The sequence below is a fragment of the Parapedobacter brassicae genome (genome assembly GCF_051400755.1).
In the GTDB taxonomy this organism is placed as follows: Bacteria; Bacteroidota; Bacteroidia; order Sphingobacteriales; family Sphingobacteriaceae; genus Parapedobacter.
The window spans coordinates 178737-203640 of sequence record NZ_JBLFFL010000006.1; the positions used below are offsets into that span (position 1 = coordinate 178737).

General features: G+C 50.8%; 18 protein-coding genes. 11 read left to right on the forward strand and 7 right to left on the reverse strand.

Annotated features, from left to right (window positions below):
* The first annotated feature begins 140 nt into the window (after positions 1-140).
* The 4 genes from ACMGDE_RS16150 to ACMGDE_RS16165 all read left to right on the forward strand — a co-directional run bounded on the left by ACMGDE_RS16150 (position 141) and on the right by ACMGDE_RS16165 (position 6007).
* Positions 141-2801 (forward strand): DUF5916 domain-containing protein, encoded by a 2661-nt coding sequence (locus tag ACMGDE_RS16150; RefSeq protein ID WP_436833858.1) that lies wholly within the window; start codon positions 141-143, stop codon positions 2799-2801.
* Positions 2802-2877: 76 nt separating this feature from the next.
* Positions 2878-3780, forward strand: coding sequence for an alpha/beta fold hydrolase (locus ACMGDE_RS16155; RefSeq protein ID WP_436833859.1), 903 nt, complete (start codon positions 2878-2880; stop codon positions 3778-3780).
* Positions 3781-3790: 10 nt separating this feature from the next.
* Positions 3791-4528, forward strand: a complete 738-nt coding sequence (locus ACMGDE_RS16160; protein WP_436833860.1) for a DNA-formamidopyrimidine glycosylase family protein — start codon at positions 3791-3793, stop codon at positions 4526-4528.
* 105 nt (positions 4529-4633) lie between these two features.
* Entirely contained in the window at positions 4634-6007 is a 1374-nt protein-coding gene (locus ACMGDE_RS16165) for a Gfo/Idh/MocA family protein (RefSeq protein WP_436833861.1), read from the forward strand.
* A 20-nt stretch (positions 6008-6027) separates the two neighbouring features.
* On the opposite strand, the gene ACMGDE_RS16170 is transcribed toward ACMGDE_RS16165, so the two are convergent.
* A complete protein-coding gene (locus tag ACMGDE_RS16170) occupies positions 6028-6897 on the reverse strand; it encodes a class I SAM-dependent methyltransferase (protein ID WP_436833862.1) in 870 nt (289 codons plus the stop codon).
* 90 nt (positions 6898-6987) lie between these two features.
* Positions 6988-8073: a nickel-binding protein gene (locus ACMGDE_RS16175; RefSeq protein WP_436833863.1), complete on the reverse strand. Its 1086-nt coding sequence runs from the start codon at positions 8071-8073 to the stop codon at positions 6988-6990.
* 261 nt (positions 8074-8334) lie between these two features.
* Here ACMGDE_RS16175 and ACMGDE_RS16180 point away from each other — a divergent pair, with 261 nt between their 5' ends.
* The 3 genes from ACMGDE_RS16180 to ACMGDE_RS16190 are packed head-to-tail and all read left to right on the forward strand — an operon-like array spanning position 8335 to position 10805.
* A complete protein-coding gene (locus ACMGDE_RS16180; protein ID WP_436833864.1) occupies positions 8335-8634 on the forward strand; it encodes a Dabb family protein in 300 nt (99 codons plus the stop codon).
* Between the two features lie 2 nt (positions 8635-8636).
* Positions 8637-9908: a Tm-1-like ATP-binding domain-containing protein gene (locus tag ACMGDE_RS16185; protein WP_436833865.1), complete on the forward strand. Its 1272-nt coding sequence runs from the start codon at positions 8637-8639 to the stop codon at positions 9906-9908.
* A gap of 36 nt (positions 9909-9944) precedes the next feature.
* Complete coding sequence (locus ACMGDE_RS16190; protein WP_436833866.1) at positions 9945-10805, forward strand: phosphoenolpyruvate hydrolase family protein; 861 nt, start codon at positions 9945-9947, stop codon at positions 10803-10805.
* Here ACMGDE_RS16190 and ACMGDE_RS16195 read toward each other — a convergent pair.
* The 3 genes from ACMGDE_RS16195 to ACMGDE_RS16205 all read right to left on the reverse strand — a co-directional run bounded on the left by ACMGDE_RS16195 (position 10788) and on the right by ACMGDE_RS16205 (position 13398).
* Positions 10788-11480 carry a LytR/AlgR family response regulator transcription factor gene (locus ACMGDE_RS16195; protein ID WP_436833867.1) on the reverse strand — a complete coding sequence of 231 codons (693 nt, stop codon included), beginning with the start codon at positions 11478-11480 and terminating at the stop codon, positions 10788-10790. The genes ACMGDE_RS16190 and ACMGDE_RS16195 overlap by 18 nt on opposite strands.
* Before the next feature lie 8 nt (positions 11481-11488).
* The gene (locus ACMGDE_RS16200) at positions 11489-12508 is read right to left on the reverse strand and encodes a sensor histidine kinase (RefSeq protein ID WP_436833868.1); all 1020 of its coding nucleotides are present in this window, start codon (positions 12506-12508) and stop codon (positions 11489-11491) included.
* A gap of 647 nt (positions 12509-13155) precedes the next feature.
* The gene (locus ACMGDE_RS16205; RefSeq protein ID WP_436833869.1) at positions 13156-13398 is read right to left on the reverse strand and encodes a hypothetical protein; all 243 of its coding nucleotides are present in this window, start codon (positions 13396-13398) and stop codon (positions 13156-13158) included.
* Positions 13399-13437: 39 nt separating this feature from the next.
* On the opposite strand from ACMGDE_RS16205, the gene ACMGDE_RS16210 reads away from it, so the two are divergent.
* The 4 genes from ACMGDE_RS16210 to ACMGDE_RS16225 all read left to right on the forward strand — a co-directional run bounded on the left by ACMGDE_RS16210 (position 13438) and on the right by ACMGDE_RS16225 (position 20979).
* Positions 13438-15222, forward strand: a complete 1785-nt coding sequence (locus ACMGDE_RS16210) for an ABC transporter ATP-binding protein (protein ID WP_436833870.1) — start codon at positions 13438-13440, stop codon at positions 15220-15222.
* A 148-nt stretch (positions 15223-15370) separates the two neighbouring features.
* Positions 15371-16768: an aminopeptidase P family protein gene (locus tag ACMGDE_RS16215; protein WP_436833871.1), complete on the forward strand. Its 1398-nt coding sequence runs from the start codon at positions 15371-15373 to the stop codon at positions 16766-16768.
* A gap of 1 nt (position 16769) precedes the next feature.
* Positions 16770-18959 (forward strand): S9 family peptidase, encoded by a 2190-nt coding sequence (locus ACMGDE_RS16220; protein ID WP_436833872.1) that lies wholly within the window; start codon positions 16770-16772, stop codon positions 18957-18959.
* Between the two features lie 358 nt (positions 18960-19317).
* Entirely contained in the window at positions 19318-20979 is a 1662-nt protein-coding gene (locus ACMGDE_RS16225; protein WP_436833873.1) for a M1 family metallopeptidase, read from the forward strand.
* 8 nt (positions 20980-20987) lie between these two features.
* Here the strand turns inward: ACMGDE_RS16225 and ACMGDE_RS16230 are convergent, their stop codons facing one another.
* Together ACMGDE_RS16230 and ACMGDE_RS16235 are read right to left on the reverse strand one after the other, a co-directional pair.
* Complete coding sequence (locus ACMGDE_RS16230) at positions 20988-22880, reverse strand: DUF3858 domain-containing protein (RefSeq protein ID WP_436833874.1); 1893 nt, start codon at positions 22878-22880, stop codon at positions 20988-20990.
* Positions 22877-24865, reverse strand: coding sequence for a DUF3858 domain-containing protein (locus ACMGDE_RS16235; protein WP_436833875.1), 1989 nt, complete (start codon positions 24863-24865; stop codon positions 22877-22879). The genes ACMGDE_RS16230 and ACMGDE_RS16235 overlap by 4 nt, the downstream gene beginning before the upstream one ends.
* Positions 24866-24904: the final 39 nt, after the last annotated feature.

Sequence of the window (24904 nt, forward strand, 5' to 3'; positions counted from 1 at the left end):
GAACAGCGGATAGGTGGAGCGTGAAGACAAGGTAAAGATAAGGTTACATCGTATCCACTGATATAAATGTACTTCTTATTTAATATTTAATACTTTTGGCCGTAATCATGCAAGGCCTGTAAAAGACATCGGTATCGTTTATGAACTATTATTGTTTCGTGTTTTTCTTTTTTATTATCCAAGCGATATGCCAAGCGCAAGATGAAAGGAAAGAAGTCGTCACGTTTGAAGATGCTTATAAGCGGGTATATCATATTACCAAACTTAATGATGAACGGCCCGCAGTAGATGGCAAACTGGACGAAGACATGTGGCAACATAAAGGGGAATGGTCTGAAAAGTTTTCTCAGGTTATTCCCTTCGAACGTGTGCACACGCCGTCGTGGACGCGTATGAAGATATTCTATGACGATGAGCAGCTCTACATAGGCGTTTATTGTAAAGATGAACACCCCGAGACCATGAACGCGTTTGTCGGGAACAGGGATGACAATAGCAACGGCGACCTGATCAGCATTGCATTTGACACGTATCACGATTACCGTGTGGCCCCGGAATTTAATATAAACCTGGGGGGAAACAAGACCGAACTGACGGTTACGGATCAGCTTTCGGTGAACCTAAGCTGGAATGCGGTATGGGAAGGACGGACGCATATTAACCTAGCGGATTCGTCTTGGACAGCAGAGCTCCGTATCCCGTTTAGCCAGCTGAGGTATAATCAAAAAAATACGGATGGGATCTGGGGATTGCACGTGAGACGCATCATTCGTAGAAATAACGAAGTGCAGAATTGGAGTTTGATCCCGATAAAGAATAATGGGCATGTTTTTTCTTTCGGAGAAATGCACGGCATGACCGATTTGCCAAAGCCCAAGGGAATTGAGTTCCTGCCTTACATGATGGGTAAGCATATCAATGAGCCTAAAATACCCAACAGCCCATTCCAGAAAGGGAGCAAATGGCAAGGAAACGCGGGCCTGGATGCTAAATTTGCATTGAAGGATTTTACGCTGGATGTAACCGTCAATCCTGACTACGGCCAGGTAGAGCTTGATCCATCCGTGATGAACTTGTCTGCCTATGAAGTTTTCTATGATGAAAAACGGCCGTTTTTCCTGGAGGGGAAGCATATTCTAGAGTTTGAAAATAATAGCGACGGCATGATGTTCTATTCGCGCAGGATCGGTGCCATGCCCTCTTATCAACCTCAGGGCATAGACAATATCGAAAACTATGCGAGCACGCCCCGTTTTATTCCCATCATCGGTGCCCTGAAATTGACGGGAACAAATAGAAAAGGGATGACCATCGGGGTGCTGGAGAGTGTCACCGCACAGACTTCTTCAAGGGTGATGCGGAACGGGATATACGACAGCGAGGTAACGGAACCCCTTACGAATTATACGGTGGCGCGGGTGCAGAAAAACTGGGAAGGTAATACGCTATTGGGGGGTATGGTTACCGCTGTAAACCGGAACTTAACCAAAGCGCATCTGCAGGATGCGCTGGTTGAAAATGCATTCACCGCGGGAATGGATGTGACCCATTATTTTGCAAACCGCCTGTATTATGTAGACGCGAAAGGAATGGTTAGCACCTTGCACGGTTCCCCTGACGCGCTGCTGAAAACAAAAATGGATGCCACCCATTATTTCCATCGGGAATCAGGCGCTGATTACCTAAATCTCAGTCCGGACAAACGTGCTTTGCAAGGCACAGGCGGCTACGTAAAGGTCGGGAAGAAGGGAAATGCGCAGTGGAACTTCTCGCAGACGTTCAGCTGGGCGTCGCCGGGGTTTGACCTGAATGACGTGGGGTATATGAAACAGTCGGACTATAAGCTGAATGAGTTGGAAATAGCGTTCCGAAAAACGGATCCCTGGGGCCCTTTCCGGTTTGCAGGGATTAACCTGACCCAGAAAAATGTCTGGAATTATGGCGGGGAGGCGATGAATAATAGTGTGGCCATCCGCTGGCGTAGCTTAAGTATTAAACACCGTGTGGAAATGGATGTGAAGGAATCATTCAGCTGGAATACGGTGGATAGCCGCCGATTAAGAGGGGGACCGGACATGCGGTATCATTCAAATTTTGAGACCAATGTAGTGTTAAACTCGGATCGAGCTAAACGGGTGGTGTTGAAATTGATGTACGACGGCAGGCATTATTTGGATGAGGAAACAGGATATAATCAGATACATCCTAGCATGATTTTCCGCTTAGGGAATCATATCCGCTTGACCGGACAGTTGGACTATGCCTGGAATAAGGATAACCTGCAATACGTAAGCACCATCGTGCCAGCTGACGGTGCCGAAGGTAAAGCGGAATACATCATGGGGCGAATGAAGCAGGAAACTTACGGCGTGACGTTGAATATGCAGGTAAATGTTACCCCCGATATTTCTATTCAGTATTATGGATCGCCGTTTACTTCCGTCGCAAAATATGACAAGTTTAAACTGGCGGCAGATACCCGTTCGCATACCTATGCGGATCGCTTTAGCGAGTTTGCCAGCAATGAAATGGGCTATGAGGATGGCTACTATGTCATTGGCAGCGGCAGCAGCGAACGATCATTCAAAGATCCGAATTTTAGTTTTAACGAACTGCGTTCTAATTTGGTTGCCCGATGGGAATACCTGCCGGGTTCTACACTCTACCTCGTATGGGAACATAGCCAGTCCAATCAGGACGACATTTATTATCCGGGCTGGGGGACTAATCTAGACAGGATGTTTGGGCTGCATGCTACCGATACATTTATGATGAAAATCAACTACTGGTTTAATCTGTAAAGAACAGCGGTTGCCTTAGCTAGTGGAGCCACCGCGGCTAAGCCAAAAGGGCATAAATTTTGAAGCCTTTTTATGGATGAGCAACCCGATTTTGAACAAACGCGTAGCCGTAAACGGAATTGAGATTTATTACCGGGAGGCTGGTAATAAAAAAAATCCCACTGTACTGCTGCTGCACGGTTTCCCGAGTTCATCGGTGATGTTTAAAAACCTGATGATCGCATTGTCAGGCAAATTCCATCTCATTGCTCCGGATTATCCGGGGTTCGGCTTTAGCGACTTTCCGGAAATGAATGCATTCGAATACACTTTCCGGAGTATTGCGGCCTGTATGGAGCAATTTGTCAAAAACATTGAACTGCACGAATTCTTCATCTACCTCCATGATTACGGGTGTCCAATCGGGCTTCGGCTGTGCATAAGCAATCCTGATTGGATCCTCGGCATGATTGTTCAGAATGGCAATGCCTACGAAGCGGGTTTAGGCCCGCAATGGAACGAGACGAAAGATTTCTGGGCAAATCCAACCGAAGAAAAAAAACGGAAGGTGATGTCCTTTTTAAGTAAGGAGGGTGTCAAGATGCAATATACTGCGGGATTGCCGGATCGCTTATTGATTCGGCTCAGCCCCGACCTCTGGACGTTGGACTGGGCACTATTGAGCAGGCCAGGCAATATTGACATGCAATTTGATCTGAATTGTGATTATCAAAACAATATACCGATGTTCGAAAAATTCCAACGCTATTTTAGAAAACATCAGCCCCCCGCATTGATCATCTGGGGTAAATACGATGCTTTTTTTAGCGTTGAAGAAGCGTATTGCTATCAGCGGGACCTACCACACGCGCAACTCCATATCCTTAATGGGGGGCACATGGCGCTGGAAACCAATTTCGAGGAGGTTTGTGGTTTGACAAAAAACTTCATAACGAACGAAGTTGATCATGCCTTAAGCAACCGGCAACGCAAAATATAAGGGGAAGACTATGCCCGAAGGACCGTCAATCGTGATCTTGAGAGAAGCTGTAGCGTCCTTGCATCTGGAAGGAGAAAAGATCCGTTCCGTAGAAGGCAATAGTAAAATTGACCAACAGTTATTGCCGGGGCAGACCGTGCTTGGCTTCCGTTCGTGGGGCAAGCATTTTTTGATCTGTTTCTCAACCTTTACCCTTCGGATCCATTTCCTTTTGTTCGGAAGTTACCGCATCAATGAACGAAAACCGTCTCCAGTCAGATTAAGCTTACAGTTTGCAAACGATGAACTGAACTTTTATGCATGTTCTATAAAGCTCATCGAAAAACCCGTGGATGAAATCTATGACTGGTCGACTGATGTAATGGCGAAGGAATGGAACGCTGCGATGGCCTTAAAAAAGCTAAAAGGATTGCCTCAAGTGCTTTGCTGTGATGCCTTGCTGGACCAAGATATCTTTGCCGGAAGTGGTAATATCATCAAGAACGAAGTGCTATTCCGTATCCGGGTGCATCCCCTGTCTACTTTGGGAGCCTTACCGGAAGCTAAGTTAAATGAAATGGTGCGGGAGGTTCGGCAATATGCCTTCGAGTTTCTCCATTGGAAGAAGGAATTTACCTTGAAGAAGCATTGGTTGGCGCACACCAAAAAAACATGCCCCCGATGCCACATCCCTTTTATCAGAGCCCATACGGGCAAAACTAACAGGCGGAGTTTCTTTTGTGGCAACTGCCAGGTGCTGTACACATGAGATTGGCAGCATGGCAGCTCATCACGGATATAAACTTCCATTTTTCTCCAGTCGAATGCTGATTTTTATAAATTTATCCTAATTTTATAAAAAACAACGTTAACGATGAACAAAAAGCATTCGACATCACGCAGAGAATTTCTGCTTACGGCCGCGACCGCGGCCATCGGTGTGCCGTTTATGTTAGATGCCTCGGCTAAAGCATTTGCTGCATCACCAAATGGAAAACTCCGGCATGCCTGCATCGGCGTCGGCGGCATGGGCGCTTATGACCTTCAAAACTTCAAATCTCATCCGAATGTAGCGATCGTAGCCTTGTGTGATGTGGATGAAAATAACTTAAAAAAAGCCGCGGAGATCATTCCGGGCGCACGCCTTTATACGGATTGGCGCGAGCTTCTCAAAAAGGAGAAAGACAATATCGACTCGGTCAATGTCACGGTACCTGACCATAACCACTTCGTCATTGCGATGAGTGCCATTCAGGCAGGCAAACATGTGTACTGCCAGAAACCCATGTGCCATGATGTTGCCGAAGTACGGGCCTTGACACAGGCATCGGTAAAAGCGGGGGTAATCACCCAATTGGGCACACAGATCGCCGCTTCAATTGGTGACCGAACGGCGGTTCAATGGATCAAGGAAGGCATCATCGGGAAAGTGAAACATGCTTACCTCTGTTCAAACCGTTCGGGGATTGCGGGATACCGGCTCACCGGACCGCGACCTGCACAGGGTCAGGAGGTACCCTCCGGTTTACATTGGGATCACTGGATCGGCACGGCTCCCATGCGGCCTTTCGCAACAACCATCTATCATCCCGGGATATGGCGCACTTGGCAGGATTTTGGCACGGGATGGTCGGGAGATATCGGCTGTCATATCTTTGATGCCGTTTGGAAGGGACTCGACATGAAATCGCCTATATCCGTAGTCGCGGAAGTACAGAAATCCTGGGAAGACTCGCCTGAACGACGGGGTGATACCTGGCCGCAGGGTAACCACATCACTTGGGTATTCCCCGGCAATGCGCGAACGGAAGGGACATTACCGGTGGAATGGTTCGATGGCGAATTCTACCCGCCTGAAGCGGTGCGCGCCTTGTATGACTCCGAAAAATATCCGGAGGAAGCAGCAATGCTGATCGGTACGGAAGGCGCACTGCTCATCCCGCATGGAGGAACGCCGGTATTGCTCCCCGAAAGCAAATTCAAGGATTATCAGTACCCATCGCTGGAAGAACGCAATCATTACCATCATTTTGTAGATGCTTGCTTGGGCGGACCAAAAACGGAATCGCATTTTGCCCAAACGGGACCCATGACGGAGGCAATCCTGTTGGGGACCGTGGCCATACGGGTACCGGGGCAGGTATTGGAGTGGGATGCGACGGGCATGAAATTCCCCAATTATCCTGATGCAGACAAATACCTGCGACGCACATACCGAGAAGGTTGGCAAATCAAGGGATTAAGTTAAAGATGGATGTTGAACCCAAGTCAGTTCTTTTCACCGACAGCTACGATCATTTCGCAGGGACCAATAAAACCAGTCGCCGTTTCAAATTTTTCCAGCGCCTGTTCAATTTCATTCCACACGGCTTGTTTTTCCGAGTCAGTCAAACCGCTCATCATTTGGTGTAGCGCGCCGAATGACTCTTTCTCAAATTGTACGCAAGTTTTTGCTGTCGGTAGCAATACAGGTGAATCAACCAGCACGGAAGTCACATTGCGGAACCCGGCTTGGCCGAAAGCCTTTTCAATCACACCGCTGGCTCCGAGGCTGAATGGCCCCGGCTGGCCGGCTACCGGCGGCGGAAGCTTTGCCCGGTTGCGGATGATTGAAACGGGTACGGAAAAAAATTCATTTTTGTCAGGTGTCGAGTAAACAATAGCCGCTGCCTTGCCACCGGGTTTGAGCACGCGTAACATTTCCCGCAATGCTTTCTGCTGATCGGGGAAATAGATAAGGCCGACCCTGGAGATCACGGCATCAAACGTCTCATCCTGAATGGTCAAATCTTCCCCATCCATTACCCGTGTCTCTATATTGTTCAATCCGGATGTTTTCGCTAGTTTTTGCGCAAATGCCAGTATATCGGGGGATATATCGGTCGCCAGCACATACCCTGAGGGGCCGACCCTTCTGGCTGCCGCTACAGATTGCTCTCCGGCGCCTGCCGCCACATCCAGCACGCGATCATCGGCAGCGATATCGGCCATCTCCAGCATTTTTTCGGTTGCTTTACCAAGCCACTGATGGAGCAGCGGACTCCAGCGATACCAGGCTTCTGCTGCTGCCTGCCACTGTTCAAATGTGGTTCGTTTGTATTTGGCAGCGTCAAACTCAAGTGATTTTGTTGTTTCCATGTTTGTTTTATTTGAAATCAAAATTAGCAGAACAGCTGTGTGCGGTCTACCAGTTTTGGTTCAAATAATAGCACTTTTGAATCAACATAATCATGATATGGAAGAACTGAGCTTTGCAGCCTGGAATGGAAGCATGCCGAAACGCTTTTGAAAACTTTTTGCAAAATAGGAAGGGTTACTAAACCCCGCTTCGAATGCGATTTGGGCAACATTTCCATAATTATCCCTGATCAACCTTAGCGCCTTTTGCATGCGTAGCTCCTGTATAACGCCGTTTGGAGAACAACCGGTGAGAGCTGTTATCATTCGGTATAGTCGCGATCTGCTCATACCCATAGCATTAGCTAAACCGTCGACCGTCAAGGCTCCCCTAGATAGTAAAGCGGCTGACGTTTCGAGGAGAAGGTTTAAAAATTGCTCGTCTTCCCGGTTAAGGACCTTCGATGCATTTTTCTGTCCGAAGTTTTGCAAGCTGATCTCTTCTGTCAGTTCTTTCACTAGCGCGGAAATAAGAACCTGGTTGTTCTGCGCAATATCGCAAAGCCGGTTTGCCAGTTGAATCGCATCGGCAAAAAGATCATGCTGTGCCGTAACGGGCGCTCCGGCACTGATGCCGATGCGAACGTCGGTTGTTTGATCAGTCAGTTTTTGAACGCATTGTATAATACCTGACGCACATTCAATTGCCGATCCGCCAGTGGTAAATACGATCGTTTTGCGGCTGCCTGGCCTATTGACCAAACGGCCATGGGATTGCCTGATGACGTGACGAACATTTTCCTGCAAAATGGAATGCCCTGTAATGGAAATAAAATCAGCAACAAGAATAATTCGGTATCCTGCGTCCAGTGTGCCATCCGCCATCTCGACAATATCAAATTTATTCGCTTTAGTTTCATCTCCCATGAAGGTCATGTAATCGCCTCCCTGCAGCTCGATCACATTACAGGGCATATTACCGTGTGCCTCTCGATGTACCGCAGCGCAGGATTCCTTATCTGGCGCCTCCATTAAACAAAAAACCAACCCGGCTTCTTCGTTGATCCAATATTGCAGAAACTTGACATCATATTTACGTTGCACGGCTAAGTCCGCAATATGATTACGCTTAATTTCATCCACCGTCGGTTTCACTTCATAATCAGAAGCTTGATGCAAATCCATGAAAAGCGGCATATCTTTATACTTTGTTCTAATTTAGAAATAATACTTGAATGTTGCGATTGCGCTCATCTTTTTGTAATATCTGTATTTAACAGCGGACAGCACATAAGGATATAATTTGACTATAAAGAGACACTATATCGTGGCTTTTTTATGGCTTTCTCCTGTATTTTTGCTCCAACGATTATAAAACTATACCGGTTGTGTTGTTCGTTATTCAATGACCGACTGTTTAGCCGCGCAACGGGTTTAAGAATAAAGAATCAATAAATTATGGTCAGACATTTCGGAGTTTTCCAGTTTAAGAAAAATATAGGTGAGGCCCAGATTGCGGAATGTTTCCGTACGATGAAGGCTATGGTCGGAGAGATTCCCGGCCTACTGGATATGGAATATGGACCCTATAGCAGCCCGGAGGGCATGAACGATGGTTTCACGCATGGTTTCCTGATGACATTCGACAACGAATCCTCACGCGATTCCTACCTCCCCCACCCCATCCATGGACGGGCGAAGAATGTGGTGGTCCCCTGCCTTGAACGGGTGGTTGTATTCGATTTCGTAGTCAGGTAGCGATGGACGGGAACAGGAAAGGCGCGGGCGCCATCGTGATGCTGGGCTGCTTTGACACCAAAGGGGAGGATTTTGCCTTTCTGCGGGATCGTATCATCCAACAGGGACAGACCGTTTTCAGCATCAATGTGGGAATCAGGGGGACTACGCCGCTTTTCCCCGTAGACATCGAGGCGGAGGAAGTGGCCGCCGCTGCGGGTTGCACGTTGGGCGAATTGAGGGCGGGTGATGATCGCGGTGTGGCCGTGGAGGCGATCGGCCGCGGGGCGGCCGCGATATTGAAGCGCCTTGTTGACGCCGGTGCGGTGGTGGGTGCCGTGGGAATGGGCGGCGGCGGTGGCACGCATATCGCGCTGACGGCTATGCAGGCGGTTCCCTTCGGTGTCCCCAAGGTATGCCTAAGCACGATAGCCACGAAGGATTTATCACAACAGGTGGGTAGCGCGGACGTTGTGCTGGTACCCGCGGTGGTCGATATTGCGGGGCTGAACAGCATCAGCCGTGTCACCATCGGACATGCGGCATCTGCCATCTGTGGGATGGTTCGGGGCCGATCAGATGACAGCGAGGCTTCCGGACCGGAGCTCAAGGGGCGCATCGCCATCAGCATGTTCGGCAATACGACGGCCTGCGTGAATGCGTGTACGACCCTGCTGCGCGGCATGGGATATGAGGTCTTTTCGTTTCACGCCAATGGCGCTGGAGGGCGCACGATGGAGTCATTGATCGATGGCGGGTATTTCGATGGCGTATTGGATATCACCACCACGGAGCTGGCAGATGAACTGTGCGGAGGGATATGCAGCGCGGGACCGGACAGGCTTATCGCTGCTGCCCGGACGGGCATCCCGCAGGTGGTGGTTCCGGGTTGTCTGGATATGGTTAACTTTGGGACGTTGGGTAGTGTGCCGGCACATTACGACGATAGGTACCTGTACAGCTGGGCTCCCGATGTCACGCTGATGCGTACCGACGAGGAGGAGAACCGGGTACTCGGGGAGCAGCTTGCGAAGAAAGTGAGTGCCTCGCCAAAAGGAACGGCGGTGGTGTTGCTCCCTTCGAAGGGCCTTTCGCAACTGGATGCGGATGGAGGCCTGTTTTACCGTCCGTTGGTCGACCGGGTGTTGTTCGATTCGATACGCGGGCATCTGGACGGCGGTGTGGAGGTGATGGAGACGCCGCTACACATCAACGATGAGGAATTCGCTTCAATGGTGGTTGAGACCATTCTGCGCCTACTCGGTGGAGCACGAAAAGGGAAAAAAATAACATAATGGATTTACGAAAAAGGATATCAAGAAAGCATTATTATGGCCAATAAATGGACGGGGAAAGGTAACCCCTACACGAAACAGGAAGTAAGGGACCGGCTCAAAAAGACATTGGACGTGGGCAAGGCAATCATCGTCGCCGGTGCAGGAACGGGAATCAGCGCCAAGTTCATCGAACGGGGCGGGGCGGATATGATCATCATCTACAATTCCGGCCGGTTCCGCATGGCGGGCCACGGATCGACGGCAGGCCTGATGGCCTACGGGGATGCGAATGCCGAGGCACTGGACATCGGGGAGTTTGAAGTGCTGCCCGTGGTCGACGAGATACCGGTGATCTGCGGCGTGCACGGTTCGGATCCGCGGCGTCGGATGTGGCACCATTTACTGAAGGTAAAAGACATGGGGTTCTCGGGTGTGAACAATTTCCCGACGCACAGCATCATTGACGGCCACTTCCGTCAGGTGCTGGAGGAGACGGGCATGGGCTTCGAGAAGGAGGTAGAGATGGTGGCGTTGGCCACGAAAATGGATCTTTTCTCGATCGTATACGTTGCCACGGCTGAGGAGGCCCGCCAGATGGCCCATGCCGGGGCTGATGCGATCATCTCCCATGTGGGGACCACCATCGGCGGATCGATCGGGGTAACGGGTGCGACCTGCAGCATGGACGAGGCGGTCGAGCGCACACAGGAAATCATCGAGGCTGGAAGGGAAGTCAACCCGAATATATTCTTCCTTGCGCACGGCGGACCGATCATGAGCCCTGCGGATGTGCGCGTGGTGCTCGACCGTACCGATGCACATGGGTTTGTCGGGGCGTCCTCTTTGGAGCGGATGGGTGTGGAGCGCTCGCTTGAAGATTTGACCAGGGAATTCAAATCACTTACGGTAAAATAGCGAATCGATATTTTCTTTGTAAGTATCGCTCCATGGTATTTCGATTTCACCGATGCAGACGAAGTCCCTTTTTATGGTCGTTATTTTGGATACGGATACCAGAAAGGATTTATGTGTGCGAATAAAGGCACCCGGGGGAAGCTTGCCTTCCATCGCTTTCATGGTCATCCGGGTAAGCACGGGTTTCGGAGACGAGTGCAGGTGTATCTTGATGTAGTCCTTCAGCCCCTCGATATAATCGATATCTGCCATGACGATTTTTACCCGGGTGTATTCTACGTTGACAAAGAATTCGAGGGGGGTGCCAATATCGGAAGCATGCATGTTTTTCAATCTGAACAGTTCATCCGCTCTGTTGCATGCTTTCAGAAAGCGTTCGAAACCAAACGGTTTCAAAAGGTAATCGACTACCTGAAAATTGAAACCTTCCAAAGCATATTGCTCGTAGGCCGTGATCAGCACCACCATGGGAGGAGCGCTCAATGACTGTAAGAACTGGAGCCCATTCAACCGGGGCATCTGAACATCCAAGAACATCAGGTCCACCTTCCCGGTCTGTAGCGTTTCCATGGCCTGGAAAGCGCTTTTGCAGGATGCGATCAGCGTTAGAAAAGGTACCTGACGGATGTTGTCCTCCAGCAATTCACGCACCAGCAATTCATCATCAACAATCATACAATTCATCATAACAGATTCAAAATTAGGGTAACATGGAAGCGGTTATTGTGGTCGGTAATGGAGAGGTTGTGTTTGTCCTCATACAGCAGGTTTAGCCGTGACTTGACATTGTCCAGTCCAATGCCTGAGTGCTTATCCTTGCTCGCGCCTTCATTGTCGAATTTATTCCATATCTGGAAGGTCAATATTCCACCGCGCACCAGTAGTTTGATGTCAATGTGGGGCTGATCTGCATAACCCGCCCCGTGCTTGAAGGCATTTTCTACAAAAGGGATCAACAGCATGGGTTCAATTGCATGTTGGCTGGCCTCCACATCGCAGTCAACGTTCCAGTCCACCTGTACTTCGTTGCCGAATCGCAGTCGTTGCAGGGCGATGTAGCTATTGAGGTATTCCACCTCCTTATGGAGTGCTATTTTCCCTTGCGTATCATAAAGCATATAACGCATCAGGTCGGAAAGCATCAACAGCGATGCCTCTAGCCTATCGGATTTCTTTCTGGCAAGGGAAACCAGGTTGGTTAGCACATTGAACAAGAAATGGGGACTGATCTGCGATCGAAGAAATTTGAGTTCAGTGGATAGTTGTGCGGCGTTCCGCTGCTGCTGTTCCCGTTCTGAACGTATCTTATCGATTACCATACGGTATACCACGCTGATCACAAAGATGATGACCGAGGGTATAAAAACGAACTTATAGGACGCTTGATTACTAAGCGTATCTGGAAACCAGGTGATCAAGATCCAGAACTTCAACCGGACCGAAAACATGACCAGCAGTGCGCCCGCTACGATGTAAAGCCACCAAAACCGCCTGGTAAACAACTTTGGGTAGAGATAAAATGCATTGCCGTAAAAAATAACGACATGGATAATCCCGGTTATCGTCAAAAATAGTCCGGGAAGGTAACCTATCTGATACCCGGTATCTGCCGAGGAAACAAAATAGGGAAACAGTAGAAGCAGACTCCAAATGAGAATGTGAAGGATGGTATTGATGTGCTTATGCTTAAACAAGACACGCATGCTTGAGTCAAAATAATTTACGTAAAGATAATTTTATTTGGAATAACCGGGGATGCAGACCGGCATTGAATATACAACGCGGGAACATGTTGCGACAAAAGCGTGATATGTATAGACGTCGGGATCGGGGTAGCCAGAATTCAGCAACTTGTCGCAACATTTGACCTGCTGGTCTATTCGCTCGATTGCGAAGGTATTTCACCTATAGTTTTGTATTGTTGCTGGTCGGTAAAGGAAAGAAAGGACATCTTTCGTTGACCTATAGTAACGATTGACATTTAATAGTTAAGATCATGTTTTTCGGAATTTTCATTTTGACACGCCTATTATTGGTTGCCAGTATGGTGTTTATTGTAGGCTATGTTTTTGGTTCGTTCGCAAAGAGTAGAACACTTACCAAGATTACCAAAGTAGCAACGATCCTGATGATCGTGATACCCATTCTCACGGGTATTTTCTTTATCCGTTCGGGAGGAAGGTTCCATAGCGGAGATCATCAGGCTAATCATGCATGCCAATTTCAGCATCCAGATTCAACCCTGATTAATAAATAACGTTGGACATTCTTGATAAGAACGCATGAAAGGAGCGACAGAACGAAAAATCATTCGTTGGGTGCACATCCTGTTAAGCATACCGGTACTGGGTTATATATACGGGCCGGTTGCTTCTTTAGCATACCCAGCCTTGGTTACTAAATTTATTTTTTTGCCGATCATTGTGCTCTCGGGTTTCTGGCTTTGGAAAGGGCATTGGATTAAGCGGCGGTTTAGAAAGCATCCGCGATAACCGATCAGGCTGTTCGCGGGAATGACAAAACTGCCGTTTTCTGTCTGCCTGTCGTAAAAAATCAGGTTGTATTGGGCAAAAGTTGCCGTTTCTGCTGACATGTCGGAAAAATGGCGGCAAAATTGCCCCTTGTTTTTTGAATGAAACTACTATTATCTTACCTGAGCAGACATAAGGGCCTGATTTTCTTGGCGCTGTTGCTAGCGGCCGTTAACCAAGTCTTTTCCCTGCTGAATCCTTATATTCTGGGCAACCTGATCATCGACCCGTATGCCAATAAGGCGGCGGAGTTCCGTGCACAGGGTGCAGATGCGGCTTTCTATAAAGGTATCACCATTGGCCTGCTGCTGATCATTGGCGTGGCCATGGTGTCGCGCATAGCCAAGGCCTTCCAAGATTATGTCGTTAATGTCGTGATCCAAAAATTCGGCGCCCGGCTGTATACCGATGGCCTGCAGCATGCGCTGCGGCTTCCCTTCCAGGATTTTGAGGACCAGCGCAGCGGCGAAACGCTGTCCGTATTGCAGAAAGCGCGGGCAGACTGTGAAAAGTTTATCACCAACTTTGTCAATGTGTTGTTTGCCACGCTGGTGGGCATCGTCTTCGTGGTGATTGTATCGTTCCAGTTAAGCCCTTCGCTGCCGCTGATCTACCTGGTCGGCGCGGTAACGCTGGCGTTTCTAACCAGCTACCTGAGCAGGAAAATCAAATTTATCCAGAAAAATATCCTCCAAGAAACAAATGCATTGGCCGGCTCAACCACCGAATCGCTGCGCAATATCGAACTGGTGAAGAGCCTGGGGCTTACCCAGCAGGAAATAGGCCGACTGAATACCACCACCATGAAAATCCTGCAGCTGGAACTGCGAAAGGTGAAAAGCATACGGGCCGTAAGCTTTGTACAAGGCACATTCGTCAACTTCCTGCAGCAGTGTATCATGTTTGCCCTGCTGTTCTTTGTGTTCGGGGACAAGATCACGGTAGGGCAAATGATGATGATGCAGTTCTATTCATTTTTCATTTTCGGTCCGCTACAGGAGCTGGGCAACATCATCATGTCATACCGCGAGGCAGAAGCCTCATTAAATAACTTACAGGAGCTGTTCGCCCGGAAGCCGGAGTTTCAGCCGGCCAATCCGGAAAAGATCAACGCCATCATCAGCCTGCGGTTTGACGACGTGCGCTTTCAGCACCAATCGGCCACTAGACCGGCGCTGGAAGGGATATCTTTCGAGGTAAAACGGGGGGAAACCGTTGCTTTTGTGGGTCCCTCCGGCGCAGGCAAGACAACGCTGGTGAAACTGTTGGTAGGCCTGTATCACCCCAGTGAAGGCCATATTTTTTATAACGACTTCCGGGGCGACCGCATCGATTTTGAGGAACTTCGCCACCAGATTGGCTTTGTGACGCAAGATACACAACTGTTTTCAGGCACGATCAGAGAAAACCTCCTCTTTGTAAACCCGGGGGCTACGGATGAGCAGATCATGGATGTGATGCATAAAGCGGCTGGACAAAACATCCTGGCACGGGCGGACAAAGGGTTGGATACGGTGATCGGTGAAGGTGGACTGAAACTGTCGGGCGGCGAAAGGCAGCGGCTGTCCATCGCCCGGGCGCTGTTGCGGCAGCCGCACCTGATGATCTTTGATGAGGCCACCTCTGCCTTGGATTCGATCACGGAAGAGGAGATCTCCAACACGATCCGTCATATCACGGCCGAGCGCCAGCACATCACGATCATGATCGCCCACCGCCTGTCGACCATCATGCATGCCGACCGCATCTTTGTACTGGAAAAAGGGAAAATCGCTGAAACAGGCAGCCACGCCGCATTGCTCGACGCGAAAGGACTGTATTACGCCATGTGGCGGCAACAGATCGGCGAGCGCAAGGCGATAGCGGAGCCGCTCACGTTAGCTTGATCAGCCACCTGCCCCTCAGCCGAAACCAGCTCGAGCGGTCTTTGCAAGATCGCCGGCAATTTCCGCAAACAATTAACCAAAAAACGGTTAACCGTATTGCGTGATAGTGCTTACTTTTATCCGCCATATTTTAGTAGTTTTGGCAATCATGTTTAGTCAGCACACCTACATATCCCGCCGGGAGATACTGGCAAAGAGGGTTTCATCCGGAATCGTCCTGCTGCTGGGTAATGGCGAAAGCCCGATCAATTTTCGGGACAATACTTATCCTTTTCGGCAGGATAGCACATTCCTTTATTATTTCGGTATCCAGTCGCCTCATCTGGCTGCTATCATCGATATCGATGAAAATCGTACGAATATTTTCGGCGACGAGCTGAGCATGGATGAGATCATCTGGATGGGCAGGTTGGAGACCTTGCGGGAAAAAGCTAACAAGACGGGTGTAGTCCATACCCTGCCGTCCAAGGAGCTTGCACGGATCATCCGGGAGGCACGGCAGCATCAGCGGATGATCCACTTCCTCCCACCCTACCGACCCGATAACAGCATCCGGCTATCGCGGCTGTTGGAAATCCCCGTGGAGCAACTCACGCAATCGGCTTCGGTTGAACTGATCAAGGCGACCGTCGCCCAGCGGTCGATCAAGTCTGCGGACGAAATCATCGAAATCGAAAAGGCCGTTAACACGAGCGTGGATATGCATTTAGCGGCTATGCGGCTGGCGCGGCCGGGGATGACCGAACAACGCCTGGCAGCGGAGGTCGACTATATCGCCCAGCAGGCCGGAGGCACGCTCGCCTATCCTACCATCCTGACGGTGCGCGGCGAGGTATTGCATAACCACTACCACGGCAATGTACTGGCCGAAGGACAATTGGTACTGAATGACTCGGGTGCCGAAACGGCCATGGGCTATGCCGGTGACCTGACACGCACCTTTCCGGCGGGCAGGCAGTTTACGTCCCTGCAAAAGGAGGTCTACGAGGTGGTACGCCATGCCCTTTGGACCGCTACCGACGCGCTTAAACCCGGTATCCGCTATCTGGATATCCACTTCTTGGCGTGCCGCACCTTGGTAGCGGGACTGAAGGAGGTGGGACTGATGCAGGGGAATGCGGATGAGGCGGTTGCTGCCGGTGCGCACACCTTGTTCTTCCAATGCGGCACGGGCCACATGATGGGGCTCGATGTGCACGACATGGAGGATCTTGGCGAGCAGTATGTGGGGTACACGGAGGAGTTGCCGAAGGACACCACCACATTCGGACTGAAATCGCTGCGTATGGGTAAGGCACTGGAAGCTGGCTATGTGCTGACGGTGGAGCCGGGCTTGTATTTCATCCCCGAGCTGATCGATCAATGGAAAGCGGAAAACAAGCTCGCTCCTTTCATCAATTATCGTATGGTGGATCACGTTAAGGACTTTAGCGGTATCCGCATCGAGGATAATGTCGTCATCACCGATACGGGGCATCGGCTATTGGGAAAGCCGCTGGCCAAAACGCCGGCGGAGATTGAGGAAATCAGAAATGAAGCGTTTTAATATGAATCATACACGACGGAATTACTTGCGTGGATCCTACATCACGGTATTGCTGGTGTGGGTATGCGGCGTGGCTCAGGCGCAGTTTGGGCAGCGCACCCAATGGTCGGCCGACGGCCAGGCCATTATCAAGGCGGTACAGGGGGAAATCATCCAGGAAAAGGTGACCGATCCCGAGCAGCACACGGTTTTGGTAGCTAAAGCAGACCTCACGCCTGTCGCGGGCGCGGAGCCTCTGGCCATCAGACGCTTTTCCCTCTCGGAGGATGGGAATAAGGTGCTCATCAACACCAACACGAAGCGTGTATGGCGGTATGATACCCGGGGCGATTATTGGGTATACGACCGGCAGGGCAAGACGCTCAAGCAGTTGGGTGCGGACCTCCCCGAATCATCGCTCATGTATGCTAAGCTATCGCCCGATGGACACCGGGCGGCTTATGTGAGCGGCCATAACCTTTATGTGGAAGACATCGGCACCGGGAAAATCACGCCGTTGACGGATGATGGCACCGACCGCATCATCCACGGCACGTTTGATTGGGCGTATGAGGAGGAATTTGGCTGCCGGGATGGTTTTCGCTGGTCGCCAGACGGCAAGAAAATCGCCTTCTGGATCATCGATGCGCGCACCATCCGCCATTTCTTGATGATCAACAATACCGACTCGGCCTATTCGTATACCATCCCTGTGGAGTACCCGAAGGTGGGCGAGGCGCCTAGCGGTGCGTCTATCACGGTGGTGGAAGTCGCTACCGGCGATACCGTCCAGATGGATATACCAGGAGATCCCGTGCAGCACTACCTGCCGCGGATGGAGTGGGCCGCGAACAGTGACGAACTGATCATCCAGCAGCTTAACCGCAAACAGCAGGAAAGCAACATTTATATCGCCAGCGTAGCCGACGGCCAGTGTACACGCATCTACCGCGAAACCGATGATGCATGGATTGACATCAAAGCGCGGTGGAACCATGACGATCCTTCGGGATGGGAATGGATCAATAAGGGGAAGGAATTCATTTGGGTGAGTGAAAAGGACGGCTGGCGTCACCTCTATCGCGTTGACCGCCGTGGCAAGGAAAAGCTGATCACTGCGGGCGACTATGATGTCATCGATATCACCTTGATCGACGAATCTGGCGGATATGTCTATTTTTCGGCTTCGCCGGAAAACGCCACGCAGCAATACCTTTACCGCGTCAGGTTGACGGGCGGCAGGGCTGAGCGCATCACTCCAGAGGGATTGGCGGGCACGCATCAATACACCATCTCTCCCAACGGCAAGATCGCCCTGCATCAGTTCAGTAACCAAGCCGCCTTACACCGCGGCCACGTGGTCAGTCTGCCGAACCACAAGACGCTTGTAGAAGGGCAACGCCATGAAGTGCCGGCAGGTACCCCCAAGGCGGAGTTTTTCAAGGTCACCACGGCAGATGGCGTGGATATGGATGGCTGGATGGTGAAACCCGCCAACTTCGACCCTACCAAGAAGTACCCCGTGGTGTTCTATGTGTATGGTGAGCCCGCCGGACAGACCGTGATGGACACCTACGGTGCCGGCAGTAACCGGCTTTATCAGGGCGATATGGCGGCTGACGGGTATATTTACATGTCGGTGGAAAACCGCGGCACCCCCGCTCCTAAGGGCCGGACATGGCGCAAAGCCATCTATAAAAACATCGGCATCCTCAACATCCGTGATCAGGCCATGGCCGCTAAGGAGATCCTCCAGTGGCCATTTGTCGATTCCTCGCGCGTGGCGGTATGGGGTTGGAGCGGCGGCGGCTCCTCTACGCTCAACCTGCTCTTCCAATATCCCGAAATTTACAAAACGGGCATCGCCGTGGCCGCTGTCGGCAATCAACTGATGTATGACAACATCTATCAGGAGCGGTACATGGGTATCCCCCAGGAAGACCGCGAGCCGTTTATCCAGGGATCGCCCGTGACCCATGCCAGACACCTGCAAGGCAATCTGCTGTATATCCACGGCACCGCTGATGACAATGTACACTATCAGAATGCCGAGTTGCTGATCAATGAACTGATTAAGCATAATCGGCAATTCTCGCTGATGTCTTACCCCAATCGGAGCCACGGCATCAGCGAGGGGGAAGGAACCGGGGAACACCTGTCCACGCTGTATACCCATTTCCTCAAGCAGCATTGTCCGCCGGGGGGACGGTGATTAGCGGTGGGTTTTTGGTCTATTGCTCCACGTCTGGATCCGGGGCGCTTCGCTGCCGCCTCCTAGGCCGTGTCTGCAATAGACATAAACTAGAAGGGGATGTGAGGGTTAGCGGTGGGTTTTGGTCTATTGCTCCACGTCTGGATCCGGGGCGCTTCGCTGCCGCCTCCTAGGCCGTGTCTGCAATAGACGTAAACTAGGAGGGGATGTGAGGGTTAGCGGTGGGTTTTTGGTCTATTGCTCCACGTCTGGATCCGGGGCGCTTCGCTGCCGTCTCCTAAGCCGTGTATGCAATAGGCGTAAAACAGGCAGGGATGTGTGGTTGGTGAAATTGAAATATCTAATGTAAACAGAAAATATGAAGAAGCTCCTTATACTCATTGCCGTACTGGCACTGGCACTGCAAGTAAGTAAAGCCCAGCTGTTTGTGCCTGCAAACAAATTGTTCAGCCGCGCGGATTCGCTGCGGGGGCAGCTTACGCCCTTGCGGACCTGTTATGACATCAATTACTATCACCTTGATGTCAAGGTCGATCCCGACAAGCGGTACATCAGTGGCGCGAACCTGTTCCACTTTACCGCCACGGAAGACTTCTCTCGCTTGCAGGTTGATTTATTCGATAACCTGCGTGTGGATCAGGTGCTTTACCACGGGCAGGAATTGCCGTTTAAGCGGGAATACCATGCCGTATTTATCGATTTTCCTGAGCCCATCCGCCAGGGCCAGGTCGATTCCTTCACGGTACGCTATTCGGGCAATCCCATACAGGCGAAGCGGGCGCCGTGGGACGGCGGCTTTGATTTTAAAAAAGACAGCAACGGCAAGCACTGGATCGCCACCGCCTGCCAGGGATTGGGGGCCAGCGTGTGGTGGCCCAACAAAGACCACCAATCGGATGAGGTGGATAGCATGCTGATCAGCATCAGTGTGCCTAACGGACTGACCAACGTATCCAACGGACGGTTTAGGGGTAGCACGGATCTTGGCGACGGCTATACGCGCTTTGATTGGTTCGTGAGCAATCCCATCAACAATTACAATGTGGCCGTTAACATCGGGGACTATGTACATTTCGCCGATACGTTCAGTGGTGAAAAAGGCGTACTCGACCTCGACTATTGGGTGCTGCGTGAAAACGAGGCGAAAGCCAAGCCGCACTTTGACGCCAATGTCAAGCCCATGCTCCGTGCCTTCGAGCATTGGTTCGGTCCTTACCCCTTTTACGAAGATGGGTATAAACTGATTGAAACGGCTCACTTGGGCATGGAACACCAAAGCGCGGTGGCCTACGGCAATAAATACCAAAACGGCTACCTCGGTCGGGATGGCTCCGGCACGGGCTGGGGCGATAAGTGGGACTTCATCATCATACACGAGTCGGGACATGAATGGTTTGGTAACAACATCACCTCCAATGACCTCGCCGACATGTGGATACATGAAAGTTTTACGAACTACTCGGAGTCGCTCTACATCGACTACCACTTCGGTAAGCAGGCCGGACAGGAATACGTGCATGGCAATCGTCGAGGCATTCAGAACCTATCCCCCATCATTGGTGCCTACCAGGTAAATAATGAAGGTTCGGGTGATATGTATCAGAAGGGCGGCGTGCTACACAACATGATCCGCACCATCGTAGACGACGACGAAAAATGGCGGCAGATCCTGCGTGGTCTCAACAAGCAGTTTTACCACGGGACGGTCGACTACGAAGACATTGTGGATTACATCAGTCAGCAGTCTGGCAAGGACTTGTCCAGCGTTTATGCCCAATACGTACGCCATACGAATATTCCTACCCTGGAGTTTTACTTCCAGCCCGATGGAAAAGCATTTTGCCGCTGGATTGCCGATGTGCCGGATTTCAGCATGCCGGTGCGGATACGTGCCAAAGGTGGCGAATACCAGTTCATTCAGCCCACACGGCGGCTCACACCTATTGCGATTCCGGGATTGACACGCGAAAACCTTGATGTCGACACGTTCAATTTCTATATCGGCGTATTGGTCAACTAACTTGCAGTTTATCGCTTGACCAATACGGCTTTATAACCATCAAGTACGTTCACCCGGTTGATGAATGCGCAGAAGTCCGAATAACGCTCCGGCGGAAATGTACCTTCATTGAGCACGAATTTGCGGTAGTACAGTATCCGATCAGCCTCCTGCTTGACCGAGGCCTGGTAATACCCAAAGGGGCTATCGATTTCTTCCTGCATCGGTCCGGTCATCAGGTCGTATCCTTCGGGCAGCACATAGGTAAGCTGATCTTCGTCGGTATAGCCCCGGTTGATATACACGGGCAGCAGGCGATTCTTTACATCGGGGACGGTGCCCTGCCGGTTAAACCCGTTGGCAACCAAAAAGACACGGCCGTCGTTTTCAGGAGCATATCGATCCAGTGTCACCTCAAACCGCTCCATCATGATCGGCACACCATCACTACGCTTCTCGTAGTCAATGTCCCCGAAACGAATGTGGTCAATGTCATATGCTTCTTTCAGCAACTTCACTTGCGCTGTCCCACTGCTCTCGGCGATGTCCAGGTGATTATCGTATTGCCCCGCAGCAAACTCGGTCTCCACGGTGCCTGTGAGCGTTCCGTCGCTGCCAAGGGTCAATGTAGCCTCCCGGCGTTGCGTACTTGCTTCCACACCGAAGCGCGGCGTACGCAATAGTTTACCGCCCTGTGGTGTACACGCCCACACCAGTCGGTCATCCGTGAACGACCCCAAAAACCCGAAGGGAATGCGCTGACTGGTGCATTCCAGCCAGGTGGTATCCTTTTCAAACGGCAAGCAAAGGATGACGTGATTGCCCTGCTCCATCCCAGCAAAATCAGGTTGTATGCTGCGTTTGGCATTGCCCGCTTCGACGATGCAATAATATGAGGGGATATCCACCGTCTTCAGCAGGGCCTGCATGTAATTGACCAGCCCTTTGCAGTCGCCATACCCCAATCGATCCACTTCGGCGGCGGCCATGGGTTTAAGGCCGCCGATGCCGATCTGTATGCTGATATACCGGGTTTTACGTTGCATATATTCATAGAGTGCCTTGGCCTTTTCTTTATTAGAGATCAGGCCTTCCACCAAACGATTGACCTCCTGCACCGTCCCCTCCGGGAGGGCCTGCCCATCAGCAAGCAGTGCCTCATATTGCCACCGCCCCAGTTCCTCCCAATTCGTATAACGCCCCTCCCGCTTATAATAACTAAAATCAATGGGAGCGATCCTTACGGTTGTCTTATAGGTTTCCGGATCAGGACTGTATGGCTCATACCGCTGCGCGGGGATATCCGTGACCCGCCAGGTCATCGCCTTCCGGCCATCGACCTCGCTCACGGTCGGTTCACCGTCATAATTTGTCGCTTTGACACGCACCTCGTCCGACGGCGCGCATATAAACGTATATTCACTGTGTTCAACCGCTACATCCGCGTAAGCATCAGGCCGCCAGGCAGGAATGACCAGGTTTTGCTTGACCTCTACCTCATACACGTATTCAACCGTATACGGATAGTCAGTCATCGCCGGCAAGAAATGCTTCACCCGGTCATCTTCATACAACGAAAAATTACGCACCGCACTCTCGTCCTGAAAATCCCGCTGGCCAAACTTGCCGATCGGATAGCCTTCGCCATCAAATACTTGTCCCGCGATGCGCTTGATTGCCGTATTCTTGTCGTAATAAATCACCAGCCGCGCCTTATCTTCGCCGCCTCTACCGAAGACCGTCACCGCCTGCGTGACCTGATAGCGGACCCTGTTAGGTGCCAGCATGTCTACTACGATCGTTTCATGACGCACCACGGCAGCTGCCCGGCTGCGAAGCGCGGCGGGAATAGCCGCAACGGCATACTCCTGCGCGTACGCTGCGCAGGCGCTCATCATCAGCAAAAAACAGATTACCCTCATCTTTCCCCCGCTTGCTGTAAAACAACGTCGATTTTTTCATGCTGGATGATCCGACTGAAAAATTCCTTCAATGCAAAATAGCTTTCGGGGGAATAGACGGCTTGATTCAAAGCCAGCAACTGCGAAAATGAAAACGTATCACCCGATAAAACGGTTTCGGTGAGGTACCTTCCCCCCTTGTCTTCCAACACCATCGTGTAGTCATCCGGTTTTGACTTCATGTCATAATTTCCCGGCAGTTTGATCGTCATCAGCACCCGCTGCTCAGTGGCCGTGCCCATGTCTACCGGATAGGTTCGTTCATCCAGGTTAAACGGATTTTTGCCGATCCGGTTGAAAAAAAATGGATTGAAAAAAATTTCCGTTGCGCCGAGCCCGTCGTACAGCCTCCTCTCCACGTCATAGCGCTCGATCAACCCTTCTTCTACGTCTTCAGCACCACTGACCTCCCCATTAGCGATATCGAAGTGGGCCTGTTCCTCATCGACATGGTCGATATACTCCTCGATGCTGCCGTAATTCGCCAGTTCCCGGCGCTTTCGGTGTGCCGCGTAGCCGTGGCTGTGGATCACCAGCTTTCCGGTGAGTGTGCCGTCGGCAAGCAGCTCCCCTGTAAACGTATATTGGGTGGTGGAGCGTTGCGTCGATTTCGGTTCGATCCAATAGGACGGCTTTTGGAGGTTTACTACCCGCGCCTTGCCGTTGATGCAATGCAAGGGCAGCAGTCCGAACGGCAGTAACGGATCCGCCGCATCCAAGAGGTAATAATCGTCGCCGATATTCACTTTAGCCACCACATAGTTAAAATCACTCAGCACCGGGTGCACATCGTTGACCACGCCATTATCCCGAGTGGACAAGATGACCGCCTCCGCATCCAATCCCGCCGCGAGCAATCCGGCAATCAGCGCCAGGTTGATGTCGCCGATGTTGCCCGACCGATGATCGAGCGCGTGTTTGATGTTGTGTTCGCTATATTTCCCCAAATACCGGTTCCATTTGATGTTTCGTTGAATATACCGGTATAGCGCTTTGGCTTTACTTAACTCATCGGGCGCATCCTTTAGGATGTTCGGAAGCAGGTCTTTAAATACCTGATCACGCTTCATCTGTCCACCGAAGTCGGGATCAGTGACCAGTTCGCGATCGACATTGCGCCATTCCTTCGTGATCTTGATATTGGCGCCACTGAGTTGATAGATATCTGATAGTTCAAAATAAATAGCTGATTTAAAGTTCCTTGCATTTGTCATATAATCTTCTGATACAAACGCTGGTATGTCGCGCATACCGTAGGTCATGTGCGAACAATCGAGGTCGCGCCCCGCAATACGAAAACCTCCCCTATCCAATTTGGCATCTTGGGTGCTCAGCGGATACGGTCCACGCAAGATCACGTTATAGGTATACATCCCAGGGATGATCGCTTCAAACGTGCTGTTGATTTTCGGGATATCCTCCTGCAAATACCAGGTCTTGAAATTGAAAATATGCGGCGAAACCAAGCGGTAGCTGTATTCGATAATACTGCCATCTTGCAAATCCGGAAACGTAAATTTGACATTGGTCAGGTACCTGCTCGCCTCCTCCTTGAAGATCTGCCCCTTGTCTAACGGTACTGAAACCAGGCGACCGTCGACGACGTTGATGGTTACCGCTTTGATATCGGTGATCACATCCACCCGTTCACCGGTCTCGTCTTTATGGGTTGGGATCACGATATCGGCATAATCGTACGCGTCCCGGTTGAAAATCTTGATCCGTACATGATAGTCTACGATGAGTTCGGTAAACCCTTTCGTATCGTTATATACCATGAAGGCCTTACCGTATTCATTGATTACCGCTGCATTGGAGAAGCTATCCAAATCGTTCTTAGCGAGCTTGACATCGCCGGGTTCGAGCGAGCCAAACGCAAAATCCTGGGAGTACGTATGCCATTGACATAGCATAAAGAGCGCCGTGGCTAAGTAGGTTTTGATCATTGTTAAGGTCAATAAATTCAGGTGTCAATATAAATCAGA